The sequence below is a fragment of the Streptomyces sp. Pv4-95 genome, from assembly GCF_045782725.1.
GTDB lineage: Bacteria > Actinomycetota > Actinomycetes > Streptomycetales > Streptomycetaceae > Streptomyces.
Genome location: NZ_CP127172.1, coordinates 8,276,952 through 8,293,174, shown reverse-complemented (window position 1 = coordinate 8,293,174; position 16,223 = coordinate 8,276,952). Strand labels below are relative to the sequence as shown.

The following is a 16,223-nucleotide window of genomic DNA, read 5'->3' as shown; positions in this document are numbered from 1 at the left end:
CTCGGGGCCGTGGTGGACGACATCGCCGCCCGCTCCCCACCGCGCTCCGGCTCCGTACCGCGCACCCCCGCCCGCCGCACCCCACACTCCACACCGAGGAGGCCGTCGACGAAGGCCGGGCTCTCTAGGACCTCTAGGACCGTTCAGAACACCCGCCGCCGCACTCGCAGCGCGGCGCCCACTGACGTCCGTACGGATGTCTGGTGAAGATGCATTCCACTGGCATCGCGGGTCGCAGCTCCTTGGGTCGCGGTCTCGGCGACGAGACCATCCAGCAGCCCTTGTCTCGCACGGCCCGGCCGACGCACAGACGTGACGCCGTGTTGCACGAGCATCACCATGCACAGCCTGCTCCGACGTGCCTGGACCACCCACCCTGGGAAGACCACCCACCCGCAACCCTCTATCCGGGTGAGCCCCTACTATCAGTTGGCGTCCTCCGACGGATGCTGACGCCCGCTGGATCGTGCCGGCCGCCCAAGGCCCGGCACGACGACTCCACCGCACGGCAATGGAGTCGAGCACCGAGGAGAGGAACGTTCATGCGCGCCCGGACCATCGCCACGGCCACCGCAACAGCATTGGCAGTGGTGGCCGCTCGTGACCTTGTCCAGAAGAAGCACGCATTGCTCCGGAACTTCCCCGTACTCGGGCACGCCCGGTATCTGTTGGAGACGATCGGGCCTGAGCTACGGCAGTACATAGTGACCTCCAATGACGAGGAGCGCCCGTTCAGTCGTGACCAGCGCACCTGGATCTACGCGTCGGCGAAGGGGGAGAACAACTACTTCGGATTCGGCACCGACAACGACGTCGAACACACGCAGGGGCACGCATACCTGAAGCAGCGCACGTTCGCCGGCACGCTGCCCGACATGCACGACCCGCAGGCCCCACTGCCGTCAGCCAAGGTGCTGGGCGGGCCGCGCGGGCGCGCCAAGGCGTTCCGGCCGGCGAGCGTGGTGAACATCTCCGCGATGAGCTTCGGATCGCTCTCCGGCGCGGCGATCACTGCGCTCAACAAGGGGGCGGCGCTGGCGGGCACCCTGCACAACACGGGCGAGGGCGGTCTCTCGCCGCACCACCGCAACGGCGGCGACCTCGTCCTTCAAATCGGTACGTCCTATTTCGGCTGCCGCAACGACGACGGCAGCTTCAACATCGACAAGCTCAAGGACGTGGTCGCCGGCGGCCCGGTCAAGGCGATAGAGATCAAGCTCTCCCAGGGTGCCAAGCCCGGTCTGGGCGGAATGCTGCCGGGCGCGAAGGTGACCCCGGAAATCGCCGAGATCCGCGGGATCCCGCTCGGCGAGGACTGCGCGTCCCCGTCCCGGCACACCGCGTTCGGCGACGTCGACTCGATGCTCGACTTCGTCGAACTGCTCGCCACCGAGACCGGCCTGCCGGTCGGGATCAAGAGCGCGGTGGGAGAGATGGAGTTCTGGCAGGAGTTGGCCACGCTGATGGCCCGTGGTGACCGTGGTGTCGATTTCGTGACCATCGACGGCGGCGAGGGCGGCACCGGGGCGGCGCCGCTCACCTTCTCCGACTCGGTGTCGCTGCCCTTCCGGATGGGCTTCTCCCGGGTCTATGGCACGTTCGCCGAGCGGGGGCTGACCGACGACCTGACGTTCATCGCCTCCGGCAAGCTCGGCCTGCCCGAGAACGCCGCGGTCGCCTTCGCTCTGGGTGCCGACATGATCAACGTGGCCCGTGAGGCGATGCTGTCGATCGGCTGCATCCAGGCGCAGAAGTGCCACACGGACAAATGCCCCACGGGAATCGCCACCCAGAGCCCGTGGCTGGCCCGCGGCCTCGACCCGACCTCGAAGGCCACCCGGGCCGCCGTCTACCTGCGCACCCTCCGCAAGGAGCTGATGAAGATCTCGGCTGCCGTCGGTGTCGCCCACCCGGCGCTCATCACGGCCACGGACATCGAGATCATGAACGGCGACTACGAGGCCCGCACCCTGGCCGGCGTCTACGGCTACAAGGACGGGTGGGGCGAACTCGGCCCGCACCTCGCCGAGGAGATCACCGCGCTGCTGACCGCCGAGCAGCCCTCCGACCAGACGCCGCCCGCCTGACGCGCCGGTCAGGGCCGGCACCACGCTCGCTGCTCCCCTGCCCGGAGCGCGCACGTGGGGCCGGCTGATGGCACTCTTGTCTTTCCTGCTCCACGAACAGCCCTGCCTAGGTGATCACAACATGAGCGAAAAAGTGAGATTCCCGAGCGTCGTCGGCCCCGAACTGGCCGGAGCGATCGACCTGCCCGACGGCGAGATCCGCGGCTGGGGGATCTTCGTACACGGATTCACACTCGGCAAGGGCTCACCGGCCGCGTCGCGTGTCAGCAAGCAGCTGGCACGCGAGGGGATCGGAATGCTGCGCTTCGACAACCTCGGGATCGGGGACTCCGACGGCGACTGGGGGGACGGCTCCTTCACCGTCAAGGTCCAGGACACGATCCGTGCCGCCGCCATGATGGCGGAGCGCGGGACGCCGGCAGACCTGCTGGTGGGGCACTCATGGGGAGGCGCCGCCGTCCTCGCCGCGGCTGCTGAGGCAACCGGCGTCCGCGCGGTCGTCACGATCGGAGCGCCGGTCGATCCCAGCCACGTCGAGCGACAGTACGACGCGGTCGTGGATCGCGTGCTCAGTGACGGGTCGCACGAGTGGTTCGTCGGCGGGAGGACCCTGATCCTCAAGCGTGCCTTCGTCGAGGACGTCCGCCGTGCTCACCTGCGGGATCGGATCGGCGAGTTGGACCTGCCGCTTCTCGTCCTGCATTCGCCGACCGACAACACCGTCGACATCGACAACGCCGGAGAGATCTTCCGCGAGGCACGACACCCGCGAAGCTTCGTCTCACTCGAAGGCGCAGACCACTTCCTGACCGCCCGAGGACAAGCACAGCGAGCCGCCCACATCATCAGCGCCTGGGCTGACCAGTACATCCACGGGTGACGATGGGGCGGCGCGCTCGGGGACGGGGGCTTTGACGCCTCGCCGTCCCCGATATGCGCGGAAGCTGTGGCCCAAATAACCCTTATCAGCCATGCGCCGACTCGGTGGGACACGGGGCCTCCTTGGGCCACCTCCTGTGACGCGGACGCGGTAGATGACCGCTTCGGCCTGCCTTCAGGGCTTCAGGGCGCCCTGAAGAGTGCCGGAAAACGGGGCGCGAGCCACGGCTTGCGCCCCCGGACGAGGATTCGGCCCTGGGCGAGGGCGCTCCACTGACCGCGGCGGCCGAGTGCCATCAGAAGGAAGGTGACCGGCTCGATGACGATGGTGCAGTCCGGGCGATTCGGCGGCTGCGGGGCAACGGACACCACACCGCCGTTCACCGTCACGCCGAAGCAGCCACCACCCCACAGACGGATGGCGTAGCGGGCGTTCAACCCGGCAGTGCGGGCGGAATCGGTCACCCGTGGCATGGCTGTGATCAGGAACGGCAGGGCCAGCGCGACCCGGGCCCGGTCGATCATGTGCGGACGCCCCAGCGCACGGGCGAGGTCGTAGCCGTGGCCCAGCATGTGCGTGAGGAGGTACGACCCCAGCACGTCGGGACCCATCGGGCCCAGCGGCGTGACGACGGTGCCCTTCGTGACACCCTCATCCCACGCCTTCAGGTAGGCGTCGGCCTGCGTCACGATCATTGCGGCCAGCGGCTCGGCTCTCCGCTCGTCGAATTCGGCAAGGGCGCGCGCATTGGCCGTAGCGAGACTCTGTGGCGTGCCGTCTCCGTAACTGCGTGCACGTCCCGCCGCGATGTCGGCCATCAGTTCGTTGGCCTGCGCCAGATGCGCTGCCGCCTCCCCTACGGTCCACTCCGACCTGGGCACCGGGAGCCCCATGTCCGCTCCCCCGCGCAGCAGCGCGGCGATCTCCTCGGCGGTCCCGCGCAGAGCCGCACCGAGCCCCTCGGGCAGAGCGTCACGTAGATCCTGCCCAGCCGCTGATTCCACGCCGTTCACTTCACCCTTGCTTCGTGTCCGTGCCGGATATGTGCGCACCCGCGTCACGGATCGCCGAGAACAGGAGACCAGGCATCAATGGCTGAAACAAGACCCTGAGCAGCGAGGCCGGACGAACTCCGCAGGCAGATGTTCCATGCCGCGGCGGCCGGGAGGGGGAACCGGTCGCACCTCCTGGAAGGACAAGCCTGATCCAGGTTCAAGAGGCGTCAAGGACTCACAGGCGAACGAGAGAACTGACCGGCCACACAACTCAGCAGACGCTACCCAGGTCATAGATGTTGCTTCGCCAGAGACGTTTCACCCCCATATGACCTGAAGGAATCAGTTTCGTCTTGATCCGCCCCGTGGAGCGGCCCACTGATTTCGGGGCCTGGCAAGCGGGTCCCCAGTGATCGTGCAGATAGGCGGGTTGGCTACTGCAGAACCTCACAAGGCGGTTGACTTAGAGCGCACTTCAAATGCTGCAATCCCCGAGTTGACTTCACGACACATCCCTTGGGGCTGCACATGACTGACTCACCTGTTGCACTCATCACTGGCGGCGGTAGCGGAATCGGGGCCGCGACGGCTCGGCAACTGGTGAAGCAGGGGTACCGCGTGACGATCACCGGTCGGAGCGAGGATCGGCTCCGCCGATTCGCCACGGAGCTCGGCGAGCCGGAGGGTCTGCTGGTGATCCCGGGCAGCGCGGCCGACCATGATGCCGTTCGCACGGCGGTCGCGACGACGGTGACGACGTTCGGGCGGCTGGACGTCGTCGTTGCCAACGCGGGCTACGCAACCTTCGACGACTTGGCCGACGGCGACCCCACCCGCTGGGACGACATGGTGCTGACCAACGTCCTCGGCCCCGCGTTGCTCATCAATGCCGCGCTGCCCGCGCTGCGCGAGAGCAAGGGCCGGATCGTGCTCGTCGGCAGCGTGGCCGGCCATGTCTACACGCCAGGCAACATCTACGGCGCCACGAAGTGGGCCGTCACCGGCATCGCGGAGAACACCAGGAGGATGGTGACTGCTGATGGCATCGGCGTCACCCTCATCTCGCCGGGCGCGACGAAGACGAACTTTTTCGACGATGCCCCCGGTGGGCTGCCTGACCGCGACTTTCTGTCGGCGGAGCAATTGGGTAGGACAATCGTCTGGGCCATCGGTCAGCCGGAGGGCGTCGACATCAACACAGTGATCATCAGGCCGATTGGCCAGACCGTGTAATCGCAATTCTCGACCGGCCGGCGCCGACGGGGTCCGGCCCCTGGGCATCAGCCTCCCGCTGGGCGCCCATCCGAACGAGGGCAGCTCCGCGCCCACACCCGGCCAGCGCCTCTGGTCAAGAGCCTACGCCGACCTGAGTCGCACACCCTTGACCGGAGGCGCCCTCGCCCCAGAAGGCAATTGACCACTGCCCGTTGTCAGTGAGCGGTCCAGCCTCCGTCGACCGCCAGTACAGCGCCCGTGAGGTAGGAAGCAGCTGGGCCGGCCAACAGGACTGCCGCTCCGACAAGTTCGTCGGGATCAGCCCAACGCCCCATAGGGACCTGGTGATCGAGGAAGTCCCTCACGTGCGGATCGTCGTCGATGTCATCATTCAGCGGCGTGCGGAAGGGACCGGGAGCCAGCGTGTTGACGCAGATGCCGGTTCCTGCAAGCTCGACACCGAGGCTGCGGGTGAGTTGGACCACCGCGCCCTTGCTGGCTGCGTAGCCTGCCCGGCCTGCGCCACCGACAAGCCCGAGAGCACTGGCCAGGGTGACGATGCGGCCGTACCCAGCCTGCCGCCTCACCGGAACAACCGCCTGGCAGGCGAGAAAGGTTCCGACGACATTGACGTCCAGGCAGCGGCGCAATGTGCCGGCGTCGAGCGCCTCCAGCTCGCCTCGGGCCTGGATGCCGGCGCTGGTCACAAGCACGTCCAGACGACCGTAGTGCGTGACGATGTTCTGGACGAGGTCGTAAACCGCGCCCTCTTCGGTTACGTCGCAGGCCATGCCCAGGGTGGCACCGTCGGTCCGGGCGGCGATCTCAGCCGCCGCCTGCCGACATGCCTCCGGCTGCCGACTGGCCACCACCACCGTGCATCCGGCGGACGAAAGGCCCAGCGCGATGGCTCGGCCGAGCCCGGTCGAGCCCCCGGTGACGAGGGCCACTTGCCCAGTCAGATTCATCCCGGCTCCCACGCAGTCCTTGCTCATCGGCCGACGGGGAGAAGGAGCCCGCCCGTGAGCTCAAGAAGTTCACCCGCGGTGATGGAGAAGACCGTGCGGGGAGCTCCGGCGGCAGCCCAGACCTGGGCGTGGTCGGTCAGGGCTTCGTCGACCACGGCGGGAAGTGCCCGGGGGTGGCCGTCGGGAGCCGCGCCCACGACCACTTGTCCGGCGGCCTGGCGCACCTGCTCAGGGTTCGCGGGGCGACGCTTGCCACTCCCCCTCCCGGTGGCGAGTGCCGTGGTGTCCACCTTGCGCCGGCCACTGTTCCGAACCAGGGCCACCTGCATGCTGCCAACGGGCAGGGATGTGCTCTCCTGGGGCGCCATGTGACTCCTTTTCATGCCGTGTAGCGCGCCATCGCGCTTCCATACGCAGAACGTTCAGGATGCGGAACGATAGATCTGCAGAGGCATCGCCGCCAAGGCCGCCCGGTCTTGCGCCACCCGATAGGTGTAAATACACTCACTGCATGGAACCTGCCACGACGGACTGCGTGTGCACCACGCTTCGTATGACGACGCGCTGGATCGACCGCCTCTACAGTCAAGCCTTGGGAGAGGTGGGCCTGCGGCCCACGAGCTACGCGTTCCTCTCCCGACTGGCCACCGACGGACCCCTCATGGTGAGCCAGCTCGCCGATCGCCTGGCAATGGAACGGACCACCTGCACCCGCGAGTTGCAGCCCTTGGTCCGAGACGAGCTGGTCCAGATTGAGGCGGGTACCGACCGCCGGCAGCGCGTCGTACACATCTCGCCCAAGGGCGAGGCCAAGCTGGCCGAGGGACGGCCGCACTGGGTGGCGGTCCAGCAGCGGGTGGCGGACGCCTTCGGGAGCGAACCCACCGACGACCTGCTCGGCAGGCTCCGCGAGCTGCTCGCGGAGACCCAGCAGATGATGGCCCACTGACCTCCTGGAGGACCCATGGCCTTCGTTCGTATTTCACTCAACAGGAGAAGCGGAGACGCCGCCCGTCTGGTGGGCGACTGTGTGCACCGGGCGATGATGGAGGCGCTCGCGATCCCTGAGGGGGACCGTTTCCAGGTGGTTACCGGGCACGGCCCCGGAGAGATCGTGTACGACCGCTCCTTCCTCGGGATCGAGCGGACCGACGGCATCATCATGATCCAGATAACGCTCGCCGCGGGCCGCAGCCGCGAGGCCAAGACCGCGCTGTACGCGAGCATCGTCAAGCTCCTCTCGGGCGAGCTCGATGTGCGTCTCGAAGATGTCTTCCTCAGCCTGCTGGAAGCACCGACCGAGAACTTCTCGTTCGGCAACGGGGAAGCGCAGTTCGCCGATCAGCTTCCGCCGCACCTGCGGAAGGTGCAGGAGGCGTCATGAAGCTCGCCACGTACCGGGACCGGAACAGCCGGCGGGTGGGGGGCGTGGCCAACGGCAGCGTCCGGCCTCTCGAACGGCTGGGCACGGAGCGTCCGCTCACCACGATGCTCGACGTCATCCACGCGTTCGACCAGGTACGCGGCCATCCGGAGACGGCCGTCCGGGGCAGCCCGATTCCGCTGTCGGAGGTGGAAATCCTCGCTCCGCTGCCACTTCCCGCCCGCAACATCATGTGCGTCGGCAAGAACTACAGGGAGCACGCCGAGGAGTTCGACCGTAGCGGGTTCAACGCGACAGCCACCGGTACCGTCCCCGAGGCGCCCGTTGTCTTCACCAAGCCGCCTCAGACCGTATCCGGTCACGGAGCCGAAATCCGGCTGCCCCGCAAGCTAACCCAAGCGCTGGACTACGAGGCGGAACTCGCCGTCGTCATCGGCCGGGGAGGCCGCGGCATCAGCCGCGAAGAGGCCCACCAGCACATTTTCGGCTACACCATCGTCAATGACATCACGGCCAGGGACCTCCAGGCCCGGCACAGCCAGTGGTTTCTCGGCAAAGCCCTCGACTCCTCCTGTCCGATGGGGCCGTGGATCGTCACCGCCGACGAGATCGACGCCGCCGCGCTGCGCGTGCGGTGCTGGGTCAACGACGAACTGCGCCAGGACGCCAACTCCAGCGATCTCGTCTTCGACACTTCCACCCTCGTCGAGACCATTTCGGCGGGCACCACGCTGCTGCCCGGCGACGTGATCGCGACCGGGACCCCGGCCGGCGTCGGCGCAGGGTTCTCCCCTCCCCGGCTTCTGGCCGACGGCGACATCGTCCGCATCGAGATCTCCGGCATCGGGACGCTGACCAACACCGTCATCGAGGCCGATTAGCGGAACAGCACAGCACCCGCGCACGGGCACGGCGTGCTCGCGACCACACCCACACCTTCAGCCAGGAGCAGAGATGACCCGTGAAGAGATCACCACCGCGGAGATCGCGAAGCCGGTGGGCCCGTTCTCGGCCGCCGTCCGCGCGAACAATTTCACCTTCGTCAGCGGGCAGGTGGCTCAGGACCCGGCCACCGGCGCACTGATCGACGGCGATGTGTCAGCGCAGACCGAGCAGGTCTTTCGCAACGTGTCGGCGGTCCTCGAGGCCGCCGGAAAAACGCTCGAGGACGTGGTGCGCGTGGGCGTCTATCTGACCGACATGGCGGACTTCGCCGCGGTGAACGCCGTGTACGGACAGATGTTCAGTGCGCCTTACCCCGCGCGTACGGCCATCGGCGTCGCGGCTCTCCCGCTCGGCGCAGCCGTCGAAGTCGACGTGATCGTTCACTGACCATGGAGTACGGGTTCGTCCTCGCCGACGTCTTCACACAACAGCCCTTCGGCGGCAACCAGTTGTCGGTCTTTCCGGACGCACGGGGGTTGTCCGGAACGGCGATGCAGGCCCTGGCCAAGGAGTTCAACTTCTCCGAGACGGCCTTTGCCTGCCCGCTCCCGGCCCGCAACACCTACCGGCTGCGGATCTTCACCCCGCACATGGAGCTGCCGTTCGCCGGCCACCCGACCATAGGTACCGCGTCCGTGCTCGCCTCCGGCGGGCACGGACACCGTCAGATGGACGAAGGGAGAATGACATTCGAAGAGGGCATAGGTCCTGTCACCGTGGACGTCCGCAGCGCCTTCAGCCGACTGTCCGTGACCGCCCCTTTCGAGGCCCCCTCTCACCGACCCCCGTTGACGACGATCGCCCAGGCGATCTCCCTGACTCGGGAGGACCTACTGGAGTGCTGGTACGGCGGGGCCGGACTGCCGTTCTGCTACGTGCATCTGGCGTCCGCCGACGCTGTTGACCGCACCGTCCTGGACAAGGCCGTTTGGGCAGCCGATCTCGCCGACGGCTGGTCGCCCCACCTGTACGTCTTCGCCGGGGAATTCCACAGCGGCAGCACCCTGTACGCACGGGCGTTCGTTCCCGCCGTCGGGGTCGACGAGGACCCCGCTACCGGCTCCGCTTGCGCCGGGCTGATCGGAAGCCTCGCCCAACGCTCGACCCTGCCTGACGGCGACCACACCCTCCGCATCCGGCAGGGCTCCCGCATGGGGCGTCCCAGTCTGATCGAGGCAGGCGCTCGCACAGAGGGAGGCCACCTCCTCGGCATCAGCGTCGGAGGCTTCACCACAGTCGTCGGCAAGGGCACGATCACCGTGCCGGGGGCCGCCGCGCCAGGAGTGTGACCCGATGCGATGCAAGACAGGAGCGTCGCTCACGTCGACGATCACGCCTCGGCCGGCGGGCCGGCGAAAGCACGGGCAAAAGCGCACGCCCCACGCCGGCCGGCTACGGGAGGCCTGCGACAACCACTTACCTACACCTACGAAATCGAAGGTGTGCCGGGATAGCTGAACCCACAAACCACGGGCGAATCAGCCACATGAAGGCGGACATCAACGGCCGCCGCAGCATGAACCGCAGCGTCCAGCACACCGGGGGCACCTACTGGGGCCCTTTGACCACAGCTTCAGAAACGGGGAGAGACTGTTGTTGAACGAGATGGTGTTTCGCAGTACCGATGTACCTCAGCCGGACCGGTTCGACTACTTCGCCGAACTCTTGGGGCGCGCCCACGCCCCCATGGAGCTGCGCAGCGACGACGCCGATGACTTCCGGGCCTCCCAGCGGGTGCTGGACCTCGGTGCTGCCAGCGTGTGGTCATTCACCTTCCAGCCGCTGGTCTTCCGGCGCACACCCAAGCTGATCCGGCAGTCCGACCCCGAGACCTATCATCTGTCGCTCGTCCTACGCGGGACCGGCGCAGGTGTTTGGAGGCAGCGGGAAACCCACTACAAGCCGTTCGACCTGTTCATCAACTCTTCCTCGCTGCCGAACGACGTCCACAGCGCCGAGGCCCCGGCCACGACGGTGGCTCTGGAGATCCCCAAGGCCCTGGTGCCCCTACCGCGCGACGCGGCCAGCCGGATAGTCGGTGCGCCGGTGTCTGCCCAAGAAGGGATGGGCGCCCTCCTGGCGCGGTTCCTCACCCAGCTCACCGAGGACACCACCCCCTACCAGCCCACCGACGGCCCCCGCCTGGGAACGGTCCTGACCGACCTGACCACCGCCCTCTTCGCCCACCTGCTCGAAGCCGGGAACTGCCTCCCCCCGGAGACCCACCGACGGACCCTCACCCTGCGCATCCAAGCGTTCATCCGGGAGCACCTGCACGACCCGCACCTCACCCCGGCCACGATCGCCGGCGCGCACCACATCTCCACCAGCTATCTGCACCGCCTCTTCCAAGGCGAAGACACCACAGTCGCCTCGTGGATCCGCCGCCTGCGCCTGGAGGCAGCCCAGCGCGACCTCACCGACCCAGCACTCCAGACCCTCTCCATCCACGCCATCGCCACGCGCTGGGGATTCCCCCGCGCAACCGACTTCAGCCGCGCCTACCGCAACGCCTACGGCACGACACCCAAGGACCACCGGCACAAGGCCCTCCGCAGCCACGAGTGAACGCATTGCCAACGCAGTTGTGCACTCTGAGCTCACGACTCCCCAGCCGCCTTCCGACAACATGGAACGCGTCAGTTCAATCAGATTCCGGTAGGCCCGGTTGTTCTACAAGGGGGATTCATCATGGGCAAGGCGCCATTACGCCGCCTGGCGGCAGTCACCGGAGTGCTGGTGGCGGCGGCTGCGCTTCCACTCGTCGCCACCGCACCGGCCCACGCCGACGGCTTCGACTGCCAGCAGATCGTGGCCAAGGCGGGCTACAAGGTGGGAAAGAAGGTCTACCGCGCCTGCTCGACGGGAGAGGAGCCGCCGGCCGGCCCTGCCGTCTGCACCGTCCAGCTGCAGTGGCTGGGCGTCAAGCAGAGCGTGGCCATGAGGGCCTGCGACGCTGCGGCCCGCTGACGAAACCAGCCGCCCGGCAGCGCTGCTGCCGGGCGGTTTCACGTCGTTCTCAGCATGGTCAGCGGCCAACTAATTGATGAGTCGGTGGCGTTACGCCTGCCGCGGTCGCACTCATTTCTCCGTCGCTCTCAACTTACCCAGTCGCGGCTTTCTGCTGCGAAAGGGGACGGAAATTCATGCTCCGCGCTTCGCGACGCCGACACGCGCGGAAACCGGCAATATCGGATGGTGGAACAGTTATGGCAACGCCGAAGTGGCGAAAGCTCGTCGATCACATTCAGAGCATCAAGGAGGGCGTCTACGAGACGAACGTGGACGGGGAGTACGACAACCGGACGCGGTTCGGGAAGCAGTACGGCATGGACGGCCAGCCGTGGTGTGTCATGTTCGACTGGGACATGTACGCCGACACGGGGCTGGAAGAGTTCGTGCCGCACATAGCCAACGTCAACGGGTTCTCCGACTGGGCCAAGGAGCGTGACCAGTGGTCCGAGTACCCGTCGGTCGGGGCGTGGGTCAACCTCCACGACGGTGGTCACACGGAGCTCGTGGTCGGCTTCGACGAGACGCACGTCTACACCAAGGGCGGCAACACCGTTGAAGCAGGCGCCACGGATGCCAACCAGGGCAAGGGCGTGTACTCGCACAAGACCGAGCGGAAGAGCGCGAGCATCGTCGGCTACTTCGCGCCCAAGTTCCCCCACGACGAGTGCCCGCCGACCGCTGATCCGCATGATCACCGGGGCGGTGCGGCGCGCAAGGAGTGGCGCTGGCACGGACACAGGCTCCCCCACGAGAACCACTCGGTGAAGGCCTCCGAGGTCGTCTACGGGGAGAGGAACGTCTCCGTGCGGATCGTGCAGGCCGCTCTGAAGGCGGAGGTGGGACTCGACTACAGCTCGGCGCCTGGAACATTCGGCCCTCGAACCAAGGCCGCGGTGGCCGCGTTCCAACAGGAGCTCGGCTTCACCGGCTCAGACGCGGACGGCGTCTTCGGCCGCCAGTCGCTCGTCGAGCTCGGCAAGCGCAACAAGTTCAGGGTGCACGGGCTGGACTTCTTCGACCGCAAGCGAGATGACGACGACGGCAAGCCCGGCACCGGCCGCATCGCCATCCCCCTGGACTCGGTGACGTACAAGCACGTGCCGGACGGGAGCGCGTCGAGGGCGGCGAAGGAAGCCTGCCACATCCTCAAGGTCCCGGAAGACCACTGGGTGAAGGGCATCATGACCGCGGCCAAGCGTGAATCGTCCTACCGCTTCAACGCGGTGAACACCTACGACTCGAACGCCCATGGGCCCGAGCAGAGTGACGGGCATCCGCAGAGCTGCACGCGAGGACTTCTGCAAGTCATGCCGGCGACGTTCGCCGAGAACCACCAGCCCGGCACCTCGCACAACATCTACGACGGCGTCGCCAACATCTGCGCGGCCATGAACTACGTGATGGTCAGGTACGGCGTGTACCGCGACGGGTCCAATCTCGCCGGACGGGTCTCGCAGTTCGACCCGAACCGTAAGGGGGGTGGCTACTGAGCATGTCATCAGGCATCGGAGAACTATTCGACAGCGTGGCCGGCAGCGTGGCCCAGTTGTTCACGGGAGAGTCGAGCGTGAAGCGTGCAGACGTGGTGTCCTTGTCCGACGTCAGCCCCGGGGCGAGGAACGGCAGCGTTCTGACGGTGCAGGAGGCACTGGAGAAGGCGGTGGGCCTCGACTACTCGTCCGCCCCGGGAACCTTCGGCCCGCGCACCAAGGATGCCTACGCCAAGTGGCAGCGCCACCTCGGATTCTCCGGCAGCGCCGCTGATGGCGTTCCTGGGAAGACCTCCCTCAAGAAGCTCGGAGCCGAGTACGGCTTCAAGGTGCGGACGGGTGACGGGGGTGAGGCGCCGTCGGGTGGCCGCGTCGCCTCCCCGGTGCCGGGGCACGGCGTCAACTATGCGTACGGAGTGCCCAACGCCAGTTACCAGGCGGGATATCACACGGGAGACGACTACGCGGCAGCGGAAGGCACGCCAGTAGTCGCTGTCCTGAACGGCACCATCAAGTGGTCGAACGCCGAAGGCGGCTACTACGGCAACTGGATCGGCCTCCAAGCGGACAACGGTCGCGTCTATGTTTACTGCCACCTGTCTTGGCGAGGCGTTCACGCCGGCCAGGAGGTCAAGGCCGGCCGGCGACTGGGCAAGGTCGGTTCCACCGGCAACGTCACCGGCCCGCACCTGCACTTCGAGGACCACCCGGCAGGACCGTTCCGCTACGGCCACGATCGCAAACCAGCCTGGTGAGCGGGACATTGACCGGTTTCCCTGACCGCTGATCAGCGAAGCGCGCCCCTGGCCCCGCGTCCCTTTGGGGTCAGGGGCGCGCCGGCCGCTCGTCAACCATGCCCCTTGACGTCGCAGGGGTCAGACGACCAAGCCGTCTCGCCCGGGGAAAGGGCTCACACCAACACGCCTACAGAACCCCGGTATTGATGCCTTTCCTGTGTTCACCGGGAGATCCCCAGTGCAGGGCTGGCATCGATCTGCGCAAGTACAGAATTCTGTTATCACTCCGTCACGCCCCGGTTCCCTTACAGGGCGGGGAGAACATCTCGCCACCGCCGAGCCGGTCGCGCGTGTCCGACGACGCGGTCGGCAGTCCGCGAGCTCAGCCGGCCGTCGACGAGCCAGGCCATGGTGCGCTCATGGTCCCTCCTCTTCACTGGGGTGCCGGGGGCCCAGAAAATCAACTCAGGGAACTCTCACATGACGTCACGTCAATCGAGCCTGCGATGCATCCAGTTGACCGCCTCAGTGGGGGTGGCGTTGCTCGCACTCACCGCTTGCAACAACGACAGCTCCGCCGGCCGCGACGGTGTCGGCTCGGCCGGCAAGGGCGACAAGGGCGACAACAAGACCCCCGGGGGCCGCAGGGCCTCCCCATCGCCCTCGGGCACCGGCTCCCCAGAAGCCACTTCAGCCCCTTCCTCACCGGGCACCGGCTCCACTTCCTCCGCCGCCCCGACCGGCTCCACACCCGTTGGTCCCCGCATTTCCTCCAATGACAAAAGGGTCAAGGTCCTCAAGTGTGCGGACAGCACCTCGGCCACGACCGTGTTCATCGACAACTCAGAGGGTTCCGAGGTCGACCTTCCCCTCACCATCAAGATCAGGATTGTCGACGCCTCCGGTGGCGTCATCGAGACCGACAGGGCCTTCGTCTCGGTCCCCCCGGGCGAGACCCGGACCAAGAGCATCAAAATGAACTTTACCAACCGGGCCTCCGAGGTCGCACTCTGCGAGGTGAATGCCTCGACCTACTAGGGTATGAGCTCAAGTGGCGCGGCAGACGGCCGAATTGTGTTCAAGCGCGGCAAAATCGATCGAGACCCAGGTCACCAAGAACGACAAGACAGCGACCTTTGCACTCCGGGCACCTCCGGTAAGCACGAATAGCCCCACGGGCTATACAGCGCTCGCATTTCTGGCCAGATCACTTCCCCTGTCTCCGGAACCTGTGACGACGGTTTCAGGCAGTGGGTCCTCCTCTAGCAGAGCCCCGGTGGCGGGTGTACCGTGCCCGCCATGAAGAAACGACTGGTAGACCCGCGAGACATTTCCTGGGAAGAAGACACCCCCAAATTTCGAGTCTATTTTTGGGATGCAACGTCGGTCACCTCATACGAGTATGAGGTGACCGACGCCTGCATTGATGAAGTACTGCACTGGGCTCGCAGCGAAGCCAAGGAAAAAGATTGGAAATACACCCTCTACGTGAAGGTCTCCGATCCTGATGGAGATGGACTGGTGCGCATCGACGGAATTGCCGGAGATCCATTTCATCAGGCTTAACCTGGGGTTGTTCTACTTCCCGGAGCAGCGGGCGTCGAGACCCGATCCCTTACGGGCCGTCAGGTCCCGTGCTCGCACGGGACGCTCCCCTGGCCTCGCGGCCCTCGCCTTCGGCAGGCCGGCTGGCGCGGGTGGCTAGCCACATGGCAGCAGTGGCTGCTACTCGGGCTGGGTTACCGTCAGGGCCCACCGAGTGTTCTCCTTCGAGGCGTCAACGCCCACAGTGAAGGACCCCCGCACGACCCCTGCGTCCATGGTCACCGAGCGCACTCCGGCACTGCCGGAAGGGCACGTCACTTCGAACTCGGCCACCTGCACCTGCTGCGATTCCATCGTCACCGCCACGCTGCCTCCGCCATCACAAGCCACGGTGAGCACGGTCGGCAGCCCCTCCCACGCGCCGCCGGACGCCACTCCCCCGTCCCCTGTTCTCTCCTCCACCCACACCAGGCCCTCCGGCCCAGGATGAGGAAGAAGACCCCCGGCCGCAGCGGCCGGACCCGCCCCTGCCCCCGCCACCCCAAAGACCGCCAGCATCGCCACTGTCACGATCTTCCTCGTGTTCATCACGCTTGCCCCTCCCGGTGATCTGTCATGACACGGCCAGTGTGGCGGAAGGAACCTCAAAGCACCTGAGTACAGAAACTCATGACGCCCAGCCGGAGATATGGCCGTGCGACGGTCCGCGATGAGTCCAGGGGCAGAATTCCGGTGCCCCTCAGTTGCGAGAGCCCGAGTGCGCAGTGGGTCCGGAGCACAGGAACCCACTGCGCTCCAGGCCACGGCAGGCCGCCCAGGGAGGTGGAGAGGAAAGGCAGACTGATCCGACCTGGCGTGACAGCGGGTCCGCTTCGCTCCCCACCCGGGCTCCTTCCGGCCTCACCTTCAGGGTCTGACGCCCGCTCACTCAAGGTGTAGCCGGCTACGAGGAGGGGCCCTAT

The 16,223-nt window shown here is 66.8% G+C and carries 17 protein-coding genes; 14 read left to right on the top strand and 3 right to left on the bottom strand.

Annotation, left to right across the window (positions count from 1 at the left end; translation table 11 throughout):
* The first annotated feature begins 542 nt into the window (after positions 1-542).
* Both QOM21_RS36490 and QOM21_RS36485 read left to right on the top strand, forming a co-directional pair.
* The gene (locus tag QOM21_RS36490) at positions 543-2,087 is read left to right on the top strand and encodes an FMN-binding glutamate synthase family protein (RefSeq protein ID WP_407555387.1); all 1,545 of its coding nucleotides are present in this window, start codon (positions 543-545) and stop codon (positions 2,085-2,087) included.
* A gap of 121 nt (positions 2,088-2,208) precedes the next feature.
* Complete coding sequence (locus QOM21_RS36485) at positions 2,209-2,967, top strand: alpha/beta hydrolase family protein (RefSeq protein ID WP_393894071.1); 759 nt, start codon at positions 2,209-2,211, stop codon at positions 2,965-2,967.
* A 182-nt stretch (positions 2,968-3,149) separates the two neighbouring features.
* On the opposite strand, the gene QOM21_RS36480 is transcribed toward QOM21_RS36485, so the two are convergent.
* A complete protein-coding gene (locus tag QOM21_RS36480; protein WP_407555386.1) occupies positions 3,150-3,971 on the bottom strand; it encodes a maleylpyruvate isomerase family mycothiol-dependent enzyme in 822 nt (273 codons plus the stop codon).
* 519 nt (positions 3,972-4,490) lie between these two features.
* Here QOM21_RS36480 and QOM21_RS36475 point away from each other — a divergent pair.
* Complete coding sequence (locus QOM21_RS36475) at positions 4,491-5,195, top strand: SDR family oxidoreductase (RefSeq protein ID WP_407555385.1); 705 nt, start codon at positions 4,491-4,493, stop codon at positions 5,193-5,195.
* A gap of 197 nt (positions 5,196-5,392) precedes the next feature.
* Here the strand turns inward: QOM21_RS36475 and QOM21_RS36470 are convergent, their stop codons facing one another.
* Both QOM21_RS36470 and QOM21_RS36465 read right to left on the bottom strand, forming a co-directional pair.
* Entirely contained in the window at positions 5,393-6,145 is a 753-nt protein-coding gene (locus tag QOM21_RS36470; protein WP_407555384.1) for an SDR family NAD(P)-dependent oxidoreductase, read from the bottom strand.
* Between the two features lie 23 nt (positions 6,146-6,168).
* The gene (locus QOM21_RS36465) at positions 6,169-6,513 is read right to left on the bottom strand and encodes a YbaK/EbsC family protein (RefSeq protein WP_407555383.1); all 345 of its coding nucleotides are present in this window, start codon (positions 6,511-6,513) and stop codon (positions 6,169-6,171) included.
* A 143-nt stretch (positions 6,514-6,656) separates the two neighbouring features.
* On the opposite strand from QOM21_RS36465, the gene QOM21_RS36460 reads away from it, so the two are divergent.
* The 11 genes from QOM21_RS36460 to QOM21_RS36410 all read left to right on the top strand — a co-directional run bounded on the left by QOM21_RS36460 (position 6,657) and on the right by QOM21_RS36410 (position 15,282).
* A complete protein-coding gene (locus tag QOM21_RS36460) occupies positions 6,657-7,094 on the top strand; it encodes a MarR family winged helix-turn-helix transcriptional regulator (protein WP_407555382.1) in 438 nt (145 codons plus the stop codon).
* 15 nt (positions 7,095-7,109) lie between these two features.
* Positions 7,110-7,529, top strand: coding sequence for a tautomerase family protein (locus QOM21_RS36455; RefSeq protein WP_407555381.1), 420 nt, complete (start codon positions 7,110-7,112; stop codon positions 7,527-7,529).
* A complete protein-coding gene (locus tag QOM21_RS36450; protein WP_407555380.1) occupies positions 7,526-8,410 on the top strand; it encodes a fumarylacetoacetate hydrolase family protein in 885 nt (294 codons plus the stop codon). The genes QOM21_RS36455 and QOM21_RS36450 overlap by 4 nt, the downstream gene beginning before the upstream one ends.
* Before the next feature lie 73 nt (positions 8,411-8,483).
* Positions 8,484-8,861: a Rid family detoxifying hydrolase gene (locus tag QOM21_RS36445; protein ID WP_407555379.1), complete on the top strand. Its 378-nt coding sequence runs from the start codon at positions 8,484-8,486 to the stop codon at positions 8,859-8,861.
* A 2-nt stretch (positions 8,862-8,863) separates the two neighbouring features.
* Positions 8,864-9,763, top strand: a complete 900-nt coding sequence (locus QOM21_RS36440; protein WP_407555378.1) for a PhzF family phenazine biosynthesis protein — start codon at positions 8,864-8,866, stop codon at positions 9,761-9,763.
* A 304-nt stretch (positions 9,764-10,067) separates the two neighbouring features.
* Positions 10,068-11,042, top strand: coding sequence for a helix-turn-helix domain-containing protein (locus tag QOM21_RS36435; protein WP_407555377.1), 975 nt, complete (start codon positions 10,068-10,070; stop codon positions 11,040-11,042).
* A gap of 123 nt (positions 11,043-11,165) precedes the next feature.
* Positions 11,166-11,444: a hypothetical protein gene (locus QOM21_RS36430; RefSeq protein WP_407555376.1), complete on the top strand. Its 279-nt coding sequence runs from the start codon at positions 11,166-11,168 to the stop codon at positions 11,442-11,444.
* A gap of 239 nt (positions 11,445-11,683) precedes the next feature.
* A complete protein-coding gene (locus QOM21_RS36425; protein ID WP_407555375.1) occupies positions 11,684-12,979 on the top strand; it encodes a peptidoglycan-binding protein in 1,296 nt (431 codons plus the stop codon).
* 77 nt (positions 12,980-13,056) lie between these two features.
* Entirely contained in the window at positions 13,057-13,734 is a 678-nt protein-coding gene (locus QOM21_RS36420; RefSeq protein ID WP_407555374.1) for a peptidoglycan DD-metalloendopeptidase family protein, read from the top strand.
* 462 nt (positions 13,735-14,196) lie between these two features.
* Positions 14,197-14,754, top strand: coding sequence for a hypothetical protein (locus QOM21_RS36415; protein ID WP_407555373.1), 558 nt, complete (start codon positions 14,197-14,199; stop codon positions 14,752-14,754).
* 261 nt (positions 14,755-15,015) lie between these two features.
* On the top strand, positions 15,016-15,282 hold the full coding sequence (locus QOM21_RS36410; protein ID WP_407555372.1) for a hypothetical protein: 267 nt from the start codon (positions 15,016-15,018) through the stop codon (positions 15,280-15,282).
* Positions 15,283-16,223: the final 941 nt, after the last annotated feature.

Coding starts and splice junctions, on each gene's coding strand:
- QOM21_RS36490 (WP_407555387.1), top strand. CDS start 543: ATGCGCGCCCGGACCATCGCCACGGCCACCGCAACAGCATTGGCAGTG.
- QOM21_RS36485 (WP_393894071.1), top strand. CDS start 2,209: ATGAGCGAAAAAGTGAGATTCCCGAGCGTCGTCGGCCCCGAACTGGCC.
- QOM21_RS36475 (WP_407555385.1), top strand. CDS start 4,491: ATGACTGACTCACCTGTTGCACTCATCACTGGCGGCGGTAGCGGAATC.
- QOM21_RS36470 (WP_407555384.1), bottom strand. CDS start 6,145: ATGAATCTGACTGGGCAAGTGGCCCTCGTCACCGGGGGCTCGACCGGG.
- QOM21_RS36465 (WP_407555383.1), bottom strand. CDS start 6,513: ATGGCGCCCCAGGAGAGCACATCCCTGCCCGTTGGCAGCATGCAGGTG.
- QOM21_RS36460 (WP_407555382.1), top strand. CDS start 6,657: ATGGAACCTGCCACGACGGACTGCGTGTGCACCACGCTTCGTATGACG.
- QOM21_RS36455 (WP_407555381.1), top strand. CDS start 7,110: ATGGCCTTCGTTCGTATTTCACTCAACAGGAGAAGCGGAGACGCCGCC.
- QOM21_RS36450 (WP_407555380.1), top strand. CDS start 7,526: ATGAAGCTCGCCACGTACCGGGACCGGAACAGCCGGCGGGTGGGGGGC.
- QOM21_RS36445 (WP_407555379.1), top strand. CDS start 8,484: ATGACCCGTGAAGAGATCACCACCGCGGAGATCGCGAAGCCGGTGGGC.
- QOM21_RS36440 (WP_407555378.1), top strand. CDS start 8,864: ATGGAGTACGGGTTCGTCCTCGCCGACGTCTTCACACAACAGCCCTTC.
- QOM21_RS36430 (WP_407555376.1), top strand. CDS start 11,166: ATGGGCAAGGCGCCATTACGCCGCCTGGCGGCAGTCACCGGAGTGCTG.
- QOM21_RS36425 (WP_407555375.1), top strand. CDS start 11,684: ATGGCAACGCCGAAGTGGCGAAAGCTCGTCGATCACATTCAGAGCATC.
- QOM21_RS36415 (WP_407555373.1), top strand. CDS start 14,197: ATGACGTCACGTCAATCGAGCCTGCGATGCATCCAGTTGACCGCCTCA.
- QOM21_RS36410 (WP_407555372.1), top strand. CDS start 15,016: ATGAAGAAACGACTGGTAGACCCGCGAGACATTTCCTGGGAAGAAGAC.